17 protein-coding genes, 1 pseudogene and 1 CRISPR repeat array are annotated in these 17,278 nt (G+C 70.7%); of the genes and pseudogenes, 12 read left to right on the top strand and 6 right to left on the bottom strand.

Annotated elements, in window-relative coordinates; genetic code table 11:
• Positions 1-39: 39 nt before the first annotated feature.
• A pseudogene (locus LO762_RS10415) lies at positions 40-843 on the top strand (acyl-CoA desaturase); the annotation flags it as partial.
• 171 nt (positions 844-1,014) lie between these two features.
• Here LO762_RS10415 and LO762_RS10410 read toward each other — a convergent pair.
• A complete protein-coding gene (locus LO762_RS10410) occupies positions 1,015-1,401 on the bottom strand; it encodes a VOC family protein (protein ID WP_230614482.1) in 387 nt (128 codons plus the stop codon).
• Between the two features lie 115 nt (positions 1,402-1,516).
• Complete coding sequence (locus LO762_RS10405; protein WP_230614360.1) at positions 1,517-1,912, bottom strand: CopD family protein; 396 nt, start codon at positions 1,910-1,912, stop codon at positions 1,517-1,519.
• Positions 1,913-2,094: 182 nt separating this feature from the next.
• On the opposite strand from LO762_RS10405, the gene LO762_RS10400 reads away from it, so the two are divergent.
• The 4 genes from LO762_RS10400 to LO762_RS10385 all read left to right on the top strand — a co-directional run bounded on the left by LO762_RS10400 (position 2,095) and on the right by LO762_RS10385 (position 4,621).
• Entirely contained in the window at positions 2,095-2,478 is a 384-nt protein-coding gene (locus tag LO762_RS10400; RefSeq protein ID WP_230614359.1) for a DUF6221 family protein, read from the top strand.
• A gap of 68 nt (positions 2,479-2,546) precedes the next feature.
• Entirely contained in the window at positions 2,547-3,164 is a 618-nt protein-coding gene (locus LO762_RS10395; RefSeq protein ID WP_230614358.1) for a pentapeptide repeat-containing protein, read from the top strand.
• Positions 3,165-3,228: 64 nt separating this feature from the next.
• On the top strand, positions 3,229-4,038 hold the full coding sequence (locus tag LO762_RS10390) for an SDR family NAD(P)-dependent oxidoreductase (RefSeq protein WP_230614357.1): 810 nt from the start codon (positions 3,229-3,231) through the stop codon (positions 4,036-4,038).
• The gene (locus LO762_RS10385) at positions 4,028-4,621 is read left to right on the top strand and encodes a TetR/AcrR family transcriptional regulator (RefSeq protein WP_230614356.1); all 594 of its coding nucleotides are present in this window, start codon (positions 4,028-4,030) and stop codon (positions 4,619-4,621) included. Before LO762_RS10390 ends, LO762_RS10385 begins: the two co-directional genes overlap by 11 nt.
• An 18-nt stretch (positions 4,622-4,639) precedes the next feature.
• On the opposite strand, the gene LO762_RS10380 is transcribed toward LO762_RS10385, so the two are convergent.
• Positions 4,640-5,218 (bottom strand): TetR/AcrR family transcriptional regulator, encoded by a 579-nt coding sequence (locus LO762_RS10380; protein WP_230614355.1) that lies wholly within the window; start codon positions 5,216-5,218, stop codon positions 4,640-4,642.
• A gap of 162 nt (positions 5,219-5,380) precedes the next feature.
• On the opposite strand from LO762_RS10380, the gene LO762_RS10375 reads away from it, so the two are divergent.
• From LO762_RS10375 to LO762_RS10365, 3 genes are all read left to right on the top strand, one after another.
• Complete coding sequence (locus LO762_RS10375; protein ID WP_230614354.1) at positions 5,381-6,898, top strand: MFS transporter; 1,518 nt, start codon at positions 5,381-5,383, stop codon at positions 6,896-6,898.
• Between the two features lie 112 nt (positions 6,899-7,010).
• Positions 7,011-7,154, top strand: a complete 144-nt coding sequence (locus LO762_RS10370) for a hypothetical protein (protein WP_230614353.1) — start codon at positions 7,011-7,013, stop codon at positions 7,152-7,154.
• A 40-nt stretch (positions 7,155-7,194) separates the two neighbouring features.
• The gene (locus tag LO762_RS10365; RefSeq protein WP_230614352.1) at positions 7,195-7,674 is read left to right on the top strand and encodes a MarR family winged helix-turn-helix transcriptional regulator; all 480 of its coding nucleotides are present in this window, start codon (positions 7,195-7,197) and stop codon (positions 7,672-7,674) included.
• A 4-nt stretch (positions 7,675-7,678) separates the two neighbouring features.
• On the opposite strand, the gene LO762_RS10360 is transcribed toward LO762_RS10365, so the two are convergent.
• A complete protein-coding gene (locus LO762_RS10360; protein ID WP_230614351.1) occupies positions 7,679-8,959 on the bottom strand; it encodes an ammonium transporter in 1,281 nt (426 codons plus the stop codon).
• 184 nt (positions 8,960-9,143) lie between these two features.
• On the opposite strand from LO762_RS10360, the gene LO762_RS10355 reads away from it, so the two are divergent.
• Genes LO762_RS10355 through LO762_RS10340 form a run of 4 tightly spaced genes read left to right on the top strand, consistent with a single transcriptional unit; the run spans position 9,144 to position 13,849 of the window.
• Positions 9,144-10,325, top strand: coding sequence for a thiolase family protein (locus tag LO762_RS10355; RefSeq protein ID WP_230614350.1), 1,182 nt, complete (start codon positions 9,144-9,146; stop codon positions 10,323-10,325).
• A 53-nt stretch (positions 10,326-10,378) separates the two neighbouring features.
• Positions 10,379-10,993 carry a TetR/AcrR family transcriptional regulator gene (locus LO762_RS10350; RefSeq protein ID WP_230614349.1) on the top strand — a complete coding sequence of 205 codons (615 nt, stop codon included), beginning with the start codon at positions 10,379-10,381 and terminating at the stop codon, positions 10,991-10,993.
• A gap of 42 nt (positions 10,994-11,035) precedes the next feature.
• On the top strand, positions 11,036-12,382 hold the full coding sequence (locus tag LO762_RS10345; RefSeq protein ID WP_230614348.1) for an MFS transporter: 1,347 nt from the start codon (positions 11,036-11,038) through the stop codon (positions 12,380-12,382).
• A gap of 30 nt (positions 12,383-12,412) precedes the next feature.
• Complete coding sequence (locus LO762_RS10340; RefSeq protein WP_230614347.1) at positions 12,413-13,849, top strand: aspartate aminotransferase family protein; 1,437 nt, start codon at positions 12,413-12,415, stop codon at positions 13,847-13,849.
• A 54-nt stretch (positions 13,850-13,903) separates the two neighbouring features.
• Here the strand turns inward: LO762_RS10340 and LO762_RS10335 are convergent, their stop codons facing one another.
• Together LO762_RS10335 and LO762_RS10325 are read right to left on the bottom strand one after the other, a co-directional pair.
• Positions 13,904-14,983, bottom strand: coding sequence for a serine hydrolase domain-containing protein (locus LO762_RS10335; protein WP_308103659.1), 1,080 nt, complete (start codon positions 14,981-14,983; stop codon positions 13,904-13,906).
• Between the two features lie 310 nt (positions 14,984-15,293).
• Positions 15,294-15,654: a CRISPR direct-repeat array (repeat unit 30 nt; unit sequence GTTGCGATCCCTTGTAGGGGCTATGAGGAC).
• Positions 15,655-16,017: 363 nt separating this feature from the next.
• Entirely contained in the window at positions 16,018-17,142 is a 1,125-nt protein-coding gene (locus LO762_RS10325) for a helix-turn-helix domain-containing protein (RefSeq protein WP_230614345.1), read from the bottom strand.
• Positions 17,143-17,278 lie beyond the last annotated feature (136 nt).

Raw genomic sequence — 17,278 nt, 5'->3', positions numbered from 1 at the left:
CGGATCCCATGAGGCGACACGAGAAACGGGGGAGGCCCAATGTCCGACATGCCGGAGCCCCCGGGCCCGTCAAGCACAGCTCGGGGGACGGTTCTGGTCTCTCCTGCGCGGCGGCACGCCTATCTCGTGGTGCTCGTGGTGCTGCCGTTCGCGGCGCTCGGCGTCGGCGCCTGGGCGGCGTGGGGCGGCGGTCTGGGCGTGCGGGATCTGGTGCTCGCCGCGGTGTTCTACACGGTCAACATCTTCGGCGTCAGCGTCGGGTACCACCGGATGCTGACGCACCGGTCGTTCAAGTGTGTCCGGCCGGTGCGGCTGGCGCTGGTCGTCTCCGGGGCGCTCGCGGTCCAGGGGCCGCCCACGCTGTGGGCGGCCGAGCACCGGCGGCACCACAAGTACGCCGACAAGGAGGGCGATCCGCACTCGCCGTGGGCGTACGGGGATCGCGGCCTCGCGCCGCTGCGGGGCCTGCTGCACGCGCAGGTCGGCTGGTTCTACAGCGCGCGCCGCCGGTCGAGCCGCCGGTACTGGGCGCCGGATCTGCTCGCCGATCCGGACATCCGCCGGATCGACGCCGCCTATCCGCTGCTCGTCGCCGTCTCGTTCCTGCTGCCCGCCGCCCTGGGCGGCCTGCTCTCCTGGTCCTGGGCGGGTTTCTGGACGGCGCTGCTGTGGGCCGGGTTCGTCAGGTACGCCGTGGTCCATCACGTCACCTGGTCGGTGAACTCCGTCGCGCACCGCTTCGGCGACCGCGCGTTCACCACCCGCGACAGGTCGACGAACGTCCGCTGGGTCGCGCTGCTCACCTTCGGCGAGGGCTGGCACAACTGGCACCACGCCGACCCCGCCTGCGCCCGGCACGGCGTGCTCGGCGGCCAGCGCGACCCGAGCGCCGCCCTCATCCGTCTCCTCGAACGCGCCGGCCTTGCCCACGACGTCCGCTGGCCCGACCCCGCCCGCCTCACCGACCGCCGCCTTCCCCACCCCACGCCCTTACCCGTGGGCGGGCGGCACGGGTCAGTTGGTGTGGACGATCTGGATGAGGTTGCCGCAGGTGTCGTCGAAGACGGCGGTGGTGACGGGGCCCATCTCCAGCGGTTCCTGGGTGAAGTGGACGTCCAGGCCGCGCAGGCGGGTGTACTCGGCGCGCACGTCGTCCACGGCGAAGGAGGCGGCCGGGATGCCGTCCGCGACCAGCGCCGTCTGGTAGGGCTTGACGGCGGGGTGGCCGCTGGGCTCCAGGAGGAGTTCGGTGCCGTCGGGGTCCTCCGGCGAGACGACCGTCAGCCAGAGCGCCTCGCCGACGGGCACCTCGACCTTCTTCACAAAGCCCAGCACCTCGGTGTAGAAGCGCAGCGCCTTGCGCTGGTCGTCGACGAAGACGCTGGTCAGGTGGATCCTCATGGTGTGCCCTCCGGTGGACCGGGCCTGGGCCACCGGGGGGATCGGCCAGCGCCTTGAACATCGTCTGCCTTCACGCCCAGCATAGGCAGGCAGCGACTTGCCTATCGAGGGCGGGTCAGCCCAGCTGGACGCCGAAGAAGAGCGCGCCGAGGGCGGTGAGCGCGCCGACGGCGCCCCAGATGGCGAGGGCGGGCTTGGAGGTGGCGCGGGTGTGCAGGAAGGCGGCGAGGCCGGAGAGGAGGAAGAAGCCCAGCTTGACGTGCAGGGTGGTCTGCGCGTCGGCGGGGTAGTCGTCGGGGAGTTCGAGCATGTTCCAGACGCCGGTCACGAGCAGGACCGCGTAGGCGGGCCAGGCGATCTGGTTGAAGCGGCGGGCGCTCACCTTGGTGGCGCCGTCGAAGCCGCGCAGCACGGGGACGAGGACGGCGAGGGTGAGCTGTCCGCCGACCCAGAGGGTGGCGGCGAGCACGTGCAGGAACAGCCGGATGTCGGCGAGTGTGACGGCGAGCAAAGGGGGTGGCCTTTCGGGATCGGGGTTCGCGATCAGCAGGGTATTGCAGGCTCCCGCGACCCCGCCCGCGGGTCCGCGCGAACCGCCCGTCGGGCGGAGGGCGGTTGGTCGGAGAACGGGGGTAATAGGGGAAGTTCATGGTTGGGGCGATGGTTCGGGGTGGTGCGGGGCAGGATGGGGATGTGGAAGATCTCGTGCGGTTTCTGAAGGAGAGGCTCGACCGGGACGAGGCGGTGGCGCGCGCGTGTGCGGGCGCGCCCTGGACCGTCGGCGCGGGCGGCGTCGTGCGGGTGGCGTCCGACGAGGCGGCCGGCCGGACGGACTGGGAGCGGCTGGGGTTCGTCGCCCGCGCGGAGAACGCCTCCTACGCCGAGCACATCGCGCGGATGGACCCGCAGCGAGTGCTCGGGGCCGTCGCCGCGCACCGGACCGTGATCGAGAGGTTCGAGAAGCTCAGCCTGAAGGGCGGCGACTCGCCCGAGCTGGCGCTGCTGTCCACGCTGCTGCGCACCTTCGCCGCCCAGTACGCGCACCACCCGGCGTACCGGCCCGACTGGGCGCGGTGACGCGGCCCCGGTGGGGCGCCGCGACGGGGCCGCCGCGTTTTGTCACCGGCCGTGTCTAGTGTCGTCACATGGCTGATCGCAGGGGTGGGAGGGCGGCGCTGCCGCCGGAGTCCACCGTCACGGCGGGGGAGTGGGAGTGGCGTGATCTGGAGGGGGAGGAGTTCCACCGGGTGCTGTTCGTGGACGTCGATCTGATGGAGGTCGATGTGCGGGGGTGCAGGTTCGAGGAGTGCACGTTCCGGAACACGAGGTTCAACGCCTCGACGCACGCCGAGAGCGCCTACGTGAACTGCGCGTTCGTCCGGTGCTCGTTCTTCGACGCCGCGTTCACCGGGTGCAAGGCGGCGGGCAGCATGTTCGACGGGTGTCAGTACGGGCTGCTGAAGGTGGACGGCGGGGACTGGTCGTTCGTGGGCATGCCGGGCGCGGATCTGCGGGGCAGCGTGTTCACCGGGGTGCGGTTGCGGGAGGCGGATCTGACCGGCGCGCGGCTTGACGGTTCGACGCTGCGCGACTGCGACCTGTCGGCGGCGTGGCTGCGCACCGCGTCGCTGCTGGAGTGCGACCTGCGCGGCAGCGAGCTGGGCGAGCTGGACCCGAACGCGGTGGCGCTGCGCGGCGCCACGGTGGACCTCGCCCAGGCCGCCCACCTGGTGACGAACCTCGGTCTGAACGTCAGCGCGTGAGCCGGGGCGATTTTCCAGAGAGGATCTCTAGAGAACCTCTCTGAAATACCGTAGGGTCCCACCCATGGCGAAGACGGTGGTCATCACGGGCGCGGGGCGCGGAATCGGACGGGCGACGGCGACGGCGCTGGCGCGGGACGGCCACCGCGTCGTCCTCGTCACCCGCGACAGGGAGCAGGGCGAGCGGGCGGTCGCGGAGATCGGCGGCCTGGCGGGCCTCGTCGTCGGCGACCTCGGCACCGCCAGGGGCGTCCGCGCGACGGCCGCCGCGCTGCGCGAGCACGCCCCCGACCTCGACGTCCTGGTGCAGAACGCGGGCGTCTGGCCGAGTAAGAAGGCGCTGAACGAGGACGGCTTCGAGCAGGCGTACTTCACCAACCACCTTGCGCCGTTCCTCCTGAACCACCTCCTGGAGGACCTCCTGAAGGCCAACGGGGGACGCGTCGTGCAGGTGACCGCAGGGCTGTACCTCAAGGGCAAGGTGGACCCCGAGCGCACCCCGAAGGGTCTGGACTTCAGCACGATCCGCACCTACGCCGACACCAAGCTGGCGAACCTGCTGACGGTCCCGCTGTGGGCGGACCGGTGGCAGGATGCGGGGGTGTCCATCACCGCGGTGCATCCCGGCGTCGTCAACACCAACCTCGGCGCCCGCTCGGGCCCCCTCGGCCTGCTGCTGAGGCTCGTCAAGCGTTCGTGGGGGACGCCCGAGGCGGGCGCCAGGCCCGTCGTGCGGCTCGCGCTGGAGGACGCGCCCAGGTCGGGCACGTACTACAACGAGGAGAAGCCCGAGGAGCTCCTCGCCCCCGCGACGGACACGGCGCTGGCGCGCAGGCTGTGGCGGGACGCCGCCGCGGAGTTCGATGTCGCCTAGGCACCGCACCACCCCCGAGACGGTCGGGCGCCTGCTGGACACGGCGCTCGCCGTCTTCGCCGCGCACGGCCGCGAGGGCTTCACGATGAGCGCCGTCATCAAGGAGAGCGGCGTCAGCAGCGGCAGCCTCTACCACCACTTCGGCAGCTTCGACGGGCTCGCCGCCGCCCTGTACGCGCGCTGCATGGGCGCGCTGCTCACCGAGGTGACGCTCGCCCTGGAGGCGCAGCCGAACGCGGCCGACGGGGTCCGCGCGGTTCCCGCCGCCTATCTGGCGTTCGCGCGCGAGCACCGCGCCGAGATCGCGTTCATCCACACCAGCGCCTACGCCGCCTTCCTGCCCGCGCACACCGCGACCGTCGCCGCGGTGAAGGGCCCGCTGCTGGCCCGGATGACGGACTGGCTGGCCCCTTACGTCGCGGCGGGCGATCTGGTGGATCTGCCGCCCGCTTACGTGGAGATGCTGCTCATCGGCCCGGTCGCCGAGACCGTCAGACGGTGGCTCTCCGGGGCGCCGGGCCTCGACCTGGACGAGGCGGCGAGGCTGCTGCCCGAGCGGATCTGGCGCTCGGTGCGCGCCTGACCCGTCCGTACGGCCCCGTCAGTACGGCCCGGCCAGGACGTCGAGCCCCTCTTCGATCGCCTCGGCGAGCGAGCCCGCCTCGTCGTCGAGCCAGACGTTGGTGGCCGCGCGCAGGGCGGCGAGCAGCGAGGAGACCATGACGCGCGGCCGGACGCCGGTGTCGCCGTCGCGTTCGGCGACGAGTGTCGCGAGCTGCTGTTCCAGGTGGATGAGGTTGGCGAGCTGGCGGGCGAGCAGTAGCGGGTGGCGGCGGGCCAGCCGGGTGCGCGCGATCCACTCGCGGTCGGGGGAGTCGAACGAGCCGAACAGTTCGAGGGTCGCGGCGCGCAGCGCGACCCAGCCGGACTCCTCGGCGGGCCGGTCGCGCAGTGTCGCGACGAGCCTGCGGTGCCGTTCCTCCTCGCCGTACATCATCGCGTCGGCCTTGTCGGAGAAGTAGTTGAAGAACGTGCGCCGGGAGATGTTCGCGGTGTCCGCGATCTCCTCGACGGTGACGCCGTCGTAGCCCTTCTCGACGGCGAGGCCCAGCGCCGCGCGGTGCACGGCCAGCCGCGTCTCGGCCTTCTTCCGCTCGCGCAGGCCCTGCGTTCCGCTCATGTCCCCATCCTAGGGGTGTTCGGGCGCACCGTCGCGGAATAACTGCACGGGATGCAAACTTGCATCACGTGCAATAGGCTGCCGTGCGCTCGACCACAGCGGAGGAGAACCGAGTTGGCACAAGTCGACACACCGGGGGATCGGATGACCCACCGGGAGATCATGAGACCGTTCGGCGCGCTGCTCGCCGTGCTGGGCGTGGGCCTGCTGAGCGCGACCGTCGTGTCGGTCGCGCTGCCGCAGATCCTCGGGGACCTCGGCGGCACCCAGTCGCAGTACACGTGGGTCGTCACCGCGGCCCTCCTCGCCACCACCGCGACGACGCCCCTGTGGGGCAGGCTCGCCGACCTCTTCGACAAAAAAGCGCTGCTCCAGACCGGCATCGTGCTGTTCGCCGTCTCCTCCGTCGCGTGCGGGCTCGCGCAGAGCACGGGGCAGCTCATCGGCTTCCGCGCGATCCAGGGCGTCGGCATGGGCGCGGTGCAGATCCTCGTGCAGGTCGTCATCGCCGCGCTCATCCCGCCTCGGGAGCGCGGCAAGTACAACGGCTACCTCGGCGGCGTCATGGCGCTGGCGACGGTCGGCGGCCCGGTGCTCGGCGGCGTCATCGCGGACTCGCCGCTCGGCTGGCGCTGGTGCTTCTTCATCATGCTGCCGTTCCTCGCCGTCGCCTCCCTCGTCCTGCACCGCTCGCTGCGCCTGCCGACGCTCAGGCGCGACGACGTGAAGATCGACTACCTGGGCGCGACGCTCATCGCCGCCGGAGTCAGCCTGCTGCTCATCTGGGTGACGTTCGTCGGCGACGAGTACGCCTGGCTCTCCTGGCAGACCGCGGCGATGGTCGGCGGCACCGTCGTCCTGCTCGGCGCGTCCGTCCGGGTCGAGGCGCGCGCCCCGCAGCCCGTCGTGCCGCTGCACGTGGTGCGGCGGCGCACGCCCGCGCTCGCCATCGTCGCCAGCCTCGCCGTCGGCATGGCGATGTTCGGCGGCGCGGTGTTCCTCGGCCAGTACTTCCAGATCGGCCGTGGCTACTCGCCCACCGTGGCGGGCCTCCTGACGTTCCCGATGATGCTCGGCGTGCTCGTCTCCTCGGCGGTGTCGGGGCGCGTCATCTCCCGGACGGGGCAGGTCCGCCCGCACGTCATCATCGGCCTCGTCGTGCTGTTCGCCGGGTTCGTCGGCATGTCCACGATGGACCACAAGACGTCGCTCGTGCTGCTCGGCGTCTACATGGCGGCGATCGGCGTCGGTGTCGGCATGACGATGCAGAACCTCGTCCTCGTCGTACAGAACGGTGTCTCGATGCGGGACGTCGGCGCGGCGAGCGGCGCCATGACGTTCTTCCGCTCGCTCGGCGGCACGATGGGCGTGTCCATCCTCGGCGCCGTGCTCGCCGCCCGCGTCGCCGCCGAGATCAAGGACGGTCTCGCCAAGGCCGGCATCCCGACCACCGGCGACCAAGGCGGCGGCACCCTGGACGTCGCCGCGATGCCCGCTCCGATCCAGGAGATCGTCCGTGCCGCCTATGGCGACGCGACCGGCCACATCTTCCTCGTCGCCACCGGCGTCACCCTCGTCGGCCTCCTGGCGGCCGTCTTCCTCAGGCCCCCCGTCCTCCGTGAGACCTTCGACCTCCCCGAGGAAATCGAGGCCGCCAACGCCGCCGCCAAGGAGCCCTGACCACGACAAAGTAAGTGCTTGCTTATAGGTGAACTTTTGCGGGATCTGGGACGAGTCGCACGCGTCCCTGGTGGGTATATCCGCTTATCACCAGAGTTGGGGCAGGTGCGCCATGATGACCCCCGGCCGGCAGCGTAAGATCCTCGCCGACATAGCAGAACGCCTGCGCCTGGACGACCCGCAGCTGGTCGCGCGCTTCCTGATGTTCGCCCGCCTCACCGAGGAGGAGGGTCCGCCGCCGGTGGAGCCGCCGTGACGGCGCCCCGCGCCCGCGCGAGATCCGTAGAATCGTCCCCATGGTGCGGTGGCTCAGCGACGAGGAGCAGACGACGTGGCGGGCCTATCTGTGGGCCTCGCAGCTGCTGGGCGAGGCGCTCGACCGCCAGCTCCAGCAGGATTCGGGCCTACCGCAGAGCTACTACGTCATCCTCGCGATGCTGTCGGAGGCGCCGGAGCGCTCCCGCACCATGACCGAGCTGGCGCGGATCACCCGGGGGTCGGCCAGCAAGCTGTCGCACGCGGTGCGCAAGCTGGAGGAGCAGGGCTGGGTCACCCGGCACCGCCACCCCGAGGACGGCCGCACCACGATCGCCACCCTTACCGACGCGGGTTACGCGGTCGTCGTCGAGGCGGCGCCGGGCCACGTGGAGGCGGTGCGCCGCAACCTGTTCGACCAGCTCACGCCCGAGCAGGCGGCGCAGCTCGGCGAGATCTGCCGGGCGATGCTGGGCAAGCTCGACCCTGACGGCCCGCCCCCGCACATCGGGGTGTGCTGAGCCGTCAGGGCGCGCCGCCGTGCAGGCGGTCGCTCTCGTAGGCCGTCTCGCCGTGCAGCGCGAAGTCCAGGCCCGCCGTCTCGTCCTGCGACGAGACGCGGTTGCGCCGGGACGGCAGCTTGTCCAGGACCAGCGCGATGAAGTAAGTGACGAAGAAGCTGTAGCCCGTCACCGCCGCGACCACCGCGACCTGCAGGACGAGCTGGTGCGCGTCGCCGCCGTAGGCGAGGCCGTTCGCCCCGCCCGGGTTGATCTCGGTGGTGGCGAAGAGCCCGACGCACAGCGAGCCGATGACGCCGCCGACCAGGTGCAGCCCGCCCACGTCGAGCGAGTCGTCGATCTTCAGGCGGCTCTTCAGCGGGACGGCGAGGCAGCAGCCGAGCCCGGCGAGCACCCCGATGGCCAGCGCGCCCTTGGCGTCCACGAACCCGGCGGCCGGGGTGATCGCGACGAGGCCCGCGACGACGCCGGAGGCCGCGCCGAGCGCGGTCGGCTTGCCGTACCGGATGCGCTCGACGACGAGCCAGGTGAGCAGCGCGGCGGCCGTCGCGGTGTTGGTGTTGGCGAACGCCCAGACGGCGACGGAGTCGGCCTGGAGGGCGGATCCGGCGTTGAACCCGAACCACCCGAACCACAGCATCGCCGCACCGAGCAGGATGAAGGGCACGTTGTGCGGGGCGATGTGGGCGCGCGGCCAGCCGGTGCGACGGCCGAGCACGACGGCGACGGCGAGGCCCGCCGCACCCGCGTTGCAGTGCACGACGGTGCCGCCCGCGAAGTCCAGCGCGCCGAGCTTGTAGGCCCAGCCGTCCGGTGAGAACACCCAGTGCGCTACGGGCGCGTACACCAGCACCGACCACAGCACGATGAACGGGACGAACGCCCCGAACCGCCAGCGTTCGACCGCCGAGCCGGTGATCAGCGCGGGGGTGATGATCGCGAACATCATCTGGAAGACGGCGAACGCGATCGGCGGGATCGACTGGGCGGAGTCGCCGGTGAAGCCCGGCACGACCTCGTCCATGTTGGACAGGCCCGCGAAGTGCAGGCCGCCGATCACCTCGCTGCCGCCGCCGAACGCGAGCGAGTAGGAGACCGCCACCCAGGTGACGCCGACCAGCGCCATCACGGTGAAGCTCTGCAGCATGGTGTTGAGCACGTTCTTGGCCCTGACCATGCCGCCGTAAAGGAACGCGACACCCGGTGTCATGAACAGCACGAGCGCGGAACTGGCGAGCACCCAGGCGGTGGCGCCGGAATCGACGGTGGAGAAGTCAAAAGGCATCCGCAACCTCCGATCCGGAACGCCCCGCGCCATGGTTCCACCCGCCGCGTTTCCGTCGCCCGGCTTCGTGTGACTTGCCGGTAAACGTTGGGTTTCCTCGACAACCGAACGAGGGTTGCCTTTTCCAACCTTCTGGGCGCATAATGGGTTGGGTTTTCCAACTTATTGATGTGGGGAGCGGGCCATGCGGGACGCGGTCATCGTCGAAGCCGTCAGGACGCCGGTGGGCAGGGGCAAGCCGGGCGGCGCCCTCGCCGAGGTGCACCCGGTCGAGCTGCTCGCGCACACCCTGCGCGCGCTGGTCACCCGGAGCGGGATCGACCCGGCGCTGGTCGACGACGTCATCGGCGGCACGGTCAGCCAGGTGGGCGAGCAGGCCGCTAACACCACGCGGTACGCCTGGCTCTCGGCCGGGCTGCCCGAGACCGTCCCGGCCACCACGGTGGACCGGCAGTGCGGCTCGTCCCAGCAGGCGGTGCACTTCGCCGCCCAGGGCGTGATCTCCGGCGCCTACGACATCGCCGTCGCGTGCGGCGTGGAGTCGATGAGCCGGGTGCCGATGGGCTCCAACGTGCCGCCCGGCACCGACCCGTTCGGGCCCGGCGTCGCCGAGCTGTTCTCCGACGGGCTCGTCCCACAGGGCATCTCGGCCGAACTGATCGCCGCCAAGTGGGGGCTGAGCCGGGCCGCGCTCGACGCGTTCTCGGCCGAGTCGCACGCCAAGGCCGCGCACGCCGCCGCGCGGGGCTGGTTCGACGCCGAGATCACGCCGGTGCCGACCCCGTCGGGGCTGGTCACGGCGGACGAGTCGATCAGGCCGTCCACTACGCCGGAGATCCTCGCGGGGCTGCGGCCCGCCTTCGAGCACCCGCACTTCGCCGAGCGGTTCCCGCAGATCGGCTGGTCGGTGACGGCGGGCAACAGCAGCCCGATCAACGACGGCGCGGCCGCCCTGCTCATCATGAGCGGCGAGACGGCGGCCCGGCTCGGCATGCGTCCGCTGGCCCGGCTGAGTGGCTTCGCGGTGGCGGGCGACGACCCGCTCATGATGCTCACCGCGATTCTGCCCGCGACCGAGAGGCTCGTGCGCAGGACGGGCGTCCCGCTGTCCGAGATCGACCTGTTCGAGGTGAACGAGGCGTTCGCCAGCGTGCCGCTCGCCTGGCTCCAGGAGACCGGCGTGGACCCGGCCAAGCTCAACGTGCACGGCGGCGCCATCGCCGTCGGCCACCCGCTCGGCGCGAGCGGCGCGCGGATCATGACGACGCTCGTCCACGCCCTGCACAGGCACGACGCGCGGTACGCGGTGCAGATCATGTGCGAGGCGGGCGGCCTGGCCAACGCGACACTGCTCGAACGGCTCTGAGCTCTCTCCATCAAACGATTGACCGGGCGAGGGATTTATCCTACCTTCTCGGTATGAATCTGGAGCCCGCCGTCACCCGCATCCTCGACGCGGCCACCCGGCTGTTCGCCGAGCGCGGGTTCGACGGCGCCTCCACCCGGCGCATCGCCGACGCGGCAGACCTCAACATCGCCACGGTCAACTACCACGTCGGCGGCAAACGCGACCTCTACTTCGCCGTCATGACCAGGGCCGCCGAAGCCGAACGGGCGGCCCTGGAAGCCGCGCTCGCGGCCTGCGCGCGGCCCGGCCTGCTCTCCGGCCCGGCCGACGTCCACCTCGTCGTGGACCGCTACCTGGACTTCTGCGTCGCCCACCCGCAGATCCCCGCGCTGTGGATGCACCGGTGGCTGTCCGACGCCGCCGACGTCGCCTCCTTCGAGGCCGCGCACGTCCACCCGCTCGTCACCGGCCTCGTCGCGCTGGCCCGCCCCGTCGCCGCGCCCGGCGCCGACGTGGAGTACGCGATCTGGTCCGTCATCTGGACCGTGCACGGGTTCGCGCGCGGCGGCGTCCCCGACGCCCAGGGCAGGCGCCGCCGCACCGACGACCCCGAGGCGCTCGCCCGCTTCCGCGCCGCCCTGCACCGCCTCACCGACGGGCTCCTCGGCCTGGAGCCCGCCCCATGACGTCGCGCGCCCGCCTCCCCCTCGCGATCGGAAAGTGATGCCATGAACGACGCCCTCCCGGCCGCGCCCGTCCCGCGCGGCAGGCTGTTCGGCTACGCCGTCGGCTCCGTGGGCACGGGGATCTTCAGCGCGGTGCCCGGCCTGCTCCTGCTGTACTACCTGACCGACTCGCTCGGCGTGCCCGCCGCCGTCGCGGGCGTCGTCCTCGTGCTGCCCAAGGCGTGGGACGTCCTCCTGAACCCGTGGGTGGGCGCGCTCAGCGACCGCGAGGCGGTGCGCACCGGAAGCCGCACAAGGCTGTTGCTGCTGGGCGCGGCGACGCTGCCCGTGCTGTTCGCGCTCATGTTCGCCTCGCCCTTCACCGGGGGAGCGGGCGCCGCTTGGGCGATGGCCGCGTTCCTGCTGGCCGCGAGCGCGTTCGCCGCCTTCCAGGTGCCCTACGTGGCGCTTCCTGCGGAGATCTCCGATCTGCCCGAACAGCGGTCCCGCGCGATGGCCTGGCGGATCGTCGCGCTGACGTTCGGCATCCTGCTCGCCGGGGGCCTCGCGCCCGCGCTCGTCGGGCTCGGCGGCGACGGACGCGGCGGCTACCTCCTCATGGGCGTGGTCATCGGCACGGCGCTGGCCGCCGCGCTCCTCGGCTCCACGCTCTCCACCCGGTGGATCAGGTCGTCGCCCGGCCCGCGCCAGCTCGGGTTCGCCGCCGCGCTGCGGCTCGCCCGAGGCAACCGGCCGTTCTTCGCGTTGCTCGGCGCGTTCACGGTGCAGTCCCTCGCTGTCGCGGTGATGCTGGCGGGCGCGCCCTACGTCGCCGAATACCGGCTCGGCGACGACGGCCTCACCACCGTCCTGTTCGTCTGCATGGTCGGGCTCAGCGCCGTCGCCGTCCCGGTGTGGAGCCGGCTCGGCCGGAGGTTCGGCGCGGTGCCCTGCTACCTGGCCGCCGTCGCGCTGTTCACGGCCGCCGCGCTCGGCCTGCACCCGGCGCTCACCGCCGGGGTGAAACTGCCCGTGTTCGCGCTCACCGCGCTCGTCGGGGCCGGGTACGCGGCGCTCCAGCTCTTCCCGCTGTCGCTGCTGCCCGAGACCGTCCACGCCGACGCCGGACGCACCGGGCAGGCGCAGTCCGGCGCGTTCACCGGCGTCTGGACGGCGGCCGAGACGGGCGCGATGGCCCTGGGAAGTGGTGTCTACGCGCTCGTCCTGGCGGTGACGGGGTTCGTCTCCAGCGACGACTCGGAGAAGGTCGCGCAGTCCGCGACGGCCCTGAGCGGGCTGACTGTGGGCTTCACCCTCGTGCCCGCGCTCCTGCTCGCGGTGAGCGCGCCCCTGCTTGTCGTGTACGCGCGGCGTGCGGCGGCGCACCAGAGCCTCACCCAGAACGCCTGACAGCAGGCCCCCCGAAGAAAGGTGCATCTCTTGCTCGCCGAGAACGGGCGCTCCGGCGCCGACCTGCTCGCCGCGCTGGCCCGGCTCAAGAAGGCAGACCTTCCGGTACGCGGAGGCAAGGTGACGGCCTACGTCTACGACACGGGACGGCCGGAGGTCCACGAGGTCGCCGCACGGGCTTACCTGGAGATGCTTGAGGTCAACGGCCTCGACCCGACGGCCTTCCCGAGCATCGTCGCGCTGGAGAAGGACGTCGTGGGCATCGTCGCGGCCAAGCTCGGCGGAAGCCCCGCCACACCGGGTATCTTCACCAGCGGCGGCACCGAGTCGATCATCCTCGCGGTGAAGGCGGCGCGGGACGCGGCGGGCGTGGACCGGCCGCGGATCGTCGCGCCCGTCACCGCGCACCCCGCGTTCCACAAGGCGGCCCACTACCTCGGCGTGGAACTCGTCGCGGTGCCGGTGGACACCACGACGTTCCGGGCCGACCCGGCGGCGGTCGAGGCCGCTTTGACCGACCGGACCGTCCTTGTCGTCGTGTCCGCGCCGTCCTACCCGCAGGGCGTCATCGACCCCGTCGCGGAGATCGCCGCGCTCGCCGCCGCGCGCGGCATCCCGTGCCACGTGGACGCGTGCGTCGGCGGGTGGCTGCTGCCGTGGATGCGGGACGCGGGCCACGCCGTGCCGCCCTTCGACCTGTCCGTCCCCGGCGTCACCTCGCTGTCGTGCGACCTGCACAAGTACGGGTACGCGCCCAAGGGCGCCTCGGTGCTGCTGTTCGCCGACGAGGCGTTGCGCCGCCACGCCTACTTCGCGTCCGCAGGCTGGCCCGGGTACACGATCATCAACTCGACCGTCCAGTCCAGCAAGGGCGCGGGGCCGCTCGGCGGCGCCTGGGCGACGCTGCACGCGGTCGGCGCGGCGGGATACCGGGACCTCGCCGCGCACGCCGTCACGGCGGCCCGGCGGCTCATCGAGGGCGTCGCGGAGATCCCCGGGCTGCGCGTGCTGGGCACGCCGGACGCCTCGCTCGTCGCACTGGCCTCCGACGACCCGCGCCTGGACGTCTTCGTCCTGTCGGACAAGGCGCGCGCACACGGGTGGTTCATCCAGCCGCAACTCTCGTTCCCCGGCATCCCGGCCAACGTGCACCTCACCCTGACGGGCGTCAGCCTCACTGGAGTAGACGCACTCCTGGACATCCTTGCCAAGGCCGCTGCGGAGGCGATCGAAGCGGGCCCGGTGGAGGTGCCCGCCGACCTTGTGGCGCTGCTGGCCGACCTCGACCTGGACACCGTCGACGACGCGGGCTTCGCCGGGCTGCTCGCCGCCGTCGGCGCCGACCTTGAAGGCGACGGTCCGATGGAGATGGGCATGGTCAACGCCGTACTCGACGCGCTGCCCGCCATCACCCGAGAAGCCCTGCTGATCCGGTTCCTGTCGGCCCTGTACCGCACCCGCGCATGAGCACCCACGAGCGGGAGATCGTGGGGCGGCGCGGGCGCCGCGGCGGGGGCGCGGCTACAGGGCGTCGTAGACGGCTGCGATGAGGGCTCGTTTGCGTGGGTCGTCGGCGATGTTCGGGCCCATCCGGTTCATCACGTAACCGATGGAGACGCCCGCTTCCGGGTCGGCCATGCCGAATGAGCCGCCGTAGCCGTCATGGCCGAAGGCGCGCGGGTTCGGGCCGTAGGAGTGGTTCGCCCCGCTCAGCCAGAGGCCGAGCCCCAGTTCCGTCTCGTGCGGGAAGGCCGAGCCGAGCACCAGGTCGTGGCAGGCGCCCTGCCCCTCGCGGGCCCGTTCGACGGCCTCGGGCGACAGCAGCCGGTCCGGCCCTGGCCGTCCGGTGAACACGTCGTACAGCGCGGCGACGGCCCGCGCGGTGCCGTGGCCGTTCGCGGCGGGGATCTCGGCGGCCCGCCACGCCGCCGTGTTGGCCTCGGCCGCGCCCGCCGCCGGGTTCACCAGCGCCGCGATCGCCACCGGCGCCATCTGGGCGAACACGGTGCCCTGCTCGCTGTCGGACGGGGCCGCCTGGTGCACGAGCTCGGCGGCCCGCCCCGCGTCCTGCTCCGGCAGCCCGATCGTGAAGTCGACGCCCAGCGGCCCGGTGACCTCACGGCGCAGGAACTCACCAGGCATCAGCCCGGTCACCCGCCGGATCACCTCACCCACCAGGTAGCCGTAGGTGAGCACGTGATAGCCGGATACTGTCCCCGGCTCCCACCACGGCGCCATGGCGGCCAGCCGCGACGTCGTCAGCTCCCAGTCGTACAGCTGCTCCAACGTGTGCGGCTGCCGCAACCCCGCCAACCCCGCCCGATGCGACAACAGATGCCGCACCAGGACGGACTCCTTCCCCGCCGCCCCAAACTCCGGCCAATACGCCGCGACAGGCGCATCCAACTCCAACAACCCCCTCTCCACCAGCACATGCGCACACAGCGCCGTCACCCCTTTGGTCGTGGACCACACGTTCACCACCGTGTCCCGCTCCCAAACCCGACTCCTCCCCTCATCCGCCCACCCACCCCACAAATCCACCACCACTTCCCCCTCAACCAGAACCGCAACCCCCGCCCCCAGTTCCCCCCTCTCCACAAAACTCCCCTCAAACGCCTCCCGAACCCCCTCAAACCCCGCCGCACAGTCCCCCTGAACAACACCAACACCCTGACCCGTCACCACAACCTCCCACGATCACCCGTCTCCTGCCCGGAACCTACTCGCCCCCCACCCCCCAACGAACCCCCCCACCCCCACCTCTGTGCCCCCGCCCAACCCGCCCACCCCGAGCCGAACCCAAGCACGAGCCGATCGGAGTCCAACGGAGGCGGCCAGACCGCCGATGACCAGTGCAACTGACCGATCCTTATCGTGCAGAACGCATCACGGGACAGCCCAACACAGGCTCGAATCCCCTTGCAGGGGCGATGAGGACGAGCTGCGGCGCCGGGGAGTCGGTCGTCGGCTGCAGTTGCGATCCCTAGTAGGGGCGATGAGGACATCGTCACTTGCGGACATGGCGGAGCGGTCTTGACGTTGCGATCCCTTGTAGGGGCTATGAGGACTAGACGAATCGCTGTCTATTTGCTGGTCGGAGTTTCCGTTGCGATCCCTTGTAGGGGCTATGAGGACGACGAATTCCAAGCCCTGGCGGAAGGGCTTATAAATCGTTGCGATCCCTTGTAGGGGCTATGAGGACACCCGGACTGGGACGAGACGCGCGTCGCCGAAGAGGTGTTGCGATCCCTTGTAGGGGCTATGAGGACCCCAGGGTAAAGCCGCAGGTCGGGGCCGGTGTTTGCGGGGGTGTTGTGCCGTGTTTTTCAGCGGACCTCCGGTAGTGCACGCGAGACCGGTGTGGCGCTGAAGATCTTGGTGATGTGAAGATGTCAAGGAACGGGGCTGGATCGCGGCGGCTGGTTTGGGCTTGGTGTCCACCAGCCTAGGCGCTGATGGCGGGGGAGGCGATAGCACCGGCGTCATCGGCCTACCCCGAGACGTACGGGGCAGTGTGCATCGTCACGACGAGCGGCCCGATGGCCGACTGGCCGGAAGTTCCGGTGGGGCATGTCACCGACAGTGGACCTCTGACGTTCACGAGGTCCATGCTGGGTTCGACTTGTGTCTTGCTAGGTCAGCAGTGTTCGGAGTTGTTCCCGCATGGCTCGTACCTCGGGAATGTCCTTCCATGGACCCGAGAGAGCCGCGATCTCGGTTAGGTACGTGTGCAAGCGTGCCGACGACACCAACGGTGCGAGGCGCCCCAACGTTTCCATCAGGTCAGCGGCCAGGAGTGGCTGTGAAGCCTTGAGAGCCGCTTGGACCTGGCGGGCCATCAGGTTTGCCGCAAGCCATGGTGACGACGGCGCGAGGCCGTTCACGGCTTCCTTGAACGCGTTGTGCGCCGGAGCCCATGCGGCTTGGTCATGTAGGGCAACACCTACATTGCCGATCAGGTTCAGACGTTGGAAGTGGTCGAGACCGTCGCCGATCTCGCGGGCGCGGTCAAGGTGCAGAGCAGAACTCCGCTTCTCATTGAGCAGCCCGAGAGCCCTGCCGAAGTTGACGTGTGCGGCCGCTTCTTCCTCCGGCGTCACGTCAGGAACAGTCAGAGCCTGCCGTGCGTACAGCTGGCCATGGAGCCCGTCGCCCTCGTACGCACTGAACATGGATAGCTCGTTGAGTGCTCCGACCTCGCCAGTGCGGTCCTTCGCGGCCCGTGCGAAAACCACGGCGATTTTCCCAGCATCCTTCGCCTGCGGGAGTCGGCGGGCATCGTATTCGACTAGAGAGACCTGCCGTGCAAGAGACGATGCGGCACTCAGAAACCGAGCATCTTTGACATCGGCGGTAATTGCCTTGATGCGGCGTAGGTGCTTCGCGGCGTCTTCGACGGCCGCAAGCCCACCCGAGCCGTAGAGGTTCGTCTCGACCCTTTCGCTAAGGACTTGAACGTATTCCGGATCTCGATACGGATTGCCGCTGGCACTGGGCACAAGTGCCACAGTCGCCGCACTGGCCATGAATGCGCGTCGTTTCACTTCCGCCTCGTCCCTCTTCCGCCGGATGACTACCTCGTAGCCCAGCCGTCCCAATAGCTCAATCGCGTTGCCTACCGAAGTGTCGCGCTGCCCCTTGACCACTCTGGATACCCACGTGGTCAGTACTCCCATCTCTCTCGCTAGGCGCGCCTGGCTCCATCCTTCTTCCTTCATGATCATTCTAAGTGCGTCGGGAAGGGTCTGAGCTTCCATGAGGCGAGGCTAACCCCAGAGGACGCGTGATGCCTAGCGCCCGTTTCCTCAAAGGAGATGCCTGGTTCCGTCCCACGTGGTCGGACGTCAGGATCGGTCCCGATCGCCGCGCATCTATCCATGATCACCAAGGCGG

Source organism: Actinocorallia sp. API 0066, from assembly GCF_020991275.1.
GTDB lineage: Bacteria > Actinomycetota > Actinomycetes > Streptosporangiales > Streptosporangiaceae > Actinocorallia.
Note: the sequence above shows the minus strand (reverse complement) of the source record. Positions and strands in the feature narration are given on the sequence as shown.

Excerpts from the sequence above, each read along its gene's own strand:
- LO762_RS10345 (WP_230614348.1), top strand. The coding sequence starts at position 11,036 with ATGAACGACGCCCTCCCGGCCGCGCCCGTCCCGCGCGGCAGGCTGTTC.
- LO762_RS10370 (WP_230614353.1), top strand. The coding sequence starts at position 7,011 with ATGATGACCCCCGGCCGGCAGCGTAAGATCCTCGCCGACATAGCAGAA.
- LO762_RS10355 (WP_230614350.1), top strand. The coding sequence starts at position 9,144 with ATGCGGGACGCGGTCATCGTCGAAGCCGTCAGGACGCCGGTGGGCAGG.
- LO762_RS10395 (WP_230614358.1), top strand. The coding sequence starts at position 2,547 with ATGGCTGATCGCAGGGGTGGGAGGGCGGCGCTGCCGCCGGAGTCCACC.
- LO762_RS10410 (WP_230614482.1), bottom strand. The coding sequence starts at position 1,401 with ATGAGGATCCACCTGACCAGCGTCTTCGTCGACGACCAGCGCAAGGCG.
- LO762_RS10390 (WP_230614357.1), top strand. The coding sequence starts at position 3,229 with ATGGCGAAGACGGTGGTCATCACGGGCGCGGGGCGCGGAATCGGACGG.
- LO762_RS10385 (WP_230614356.1), top strand. The coding sequence starts at position 4,028 with ATGTCGCCTAGGCACCGCACCACCCCCGAGACGGTCGGGCGCCTGCTG.
- LO762_RS10365 (WP_230614352.1), top strand. The coding sequence starts at position 7,195 with ATGGTGCGGTGGCTCAGCGACGAGGAGCAGACGACGTGGCGGGCCTAT.
- LO762_RS10360 (WP_230614351.1), bottom strand. The coding sequence starts at position 8,959 with ATGCCTTTTGACTTCTCCACCGTCGATTCCGGCGCCACCGCCTGGGTG.
- LO762_RS10375 (WP_230614354.1), top strand. The coding sequence starts at position 5,381 with ATGAGACCGTTCGGCGCGCTGCTCGCCGTGCTGGGCGTGGGCCTGCTG.
- LO762_RS10350 (WP_230614349.1), top strand. The coding sequence starts at position 10,379 with ATGAATCTGGAGCCCGCCGTCACCCGCATCCTCGACGCGGCCACCCGG.
- LO762_RS10380 (WP_230614355.1), bottom strand. The coding sequence starts at position 5,218 with ATGAGCGGAACGCAGGGCCTGCGCGAGCGGAAGAAGGCCGAGACGCGG.
- LO762_RS10325 (WP_230614345.1), bottom strand. The coding sequence starts at position 17,142 with ATGGAAGCTCAGACCCTTCCCGACGCACTTAGAATGATCATGAAGGAA.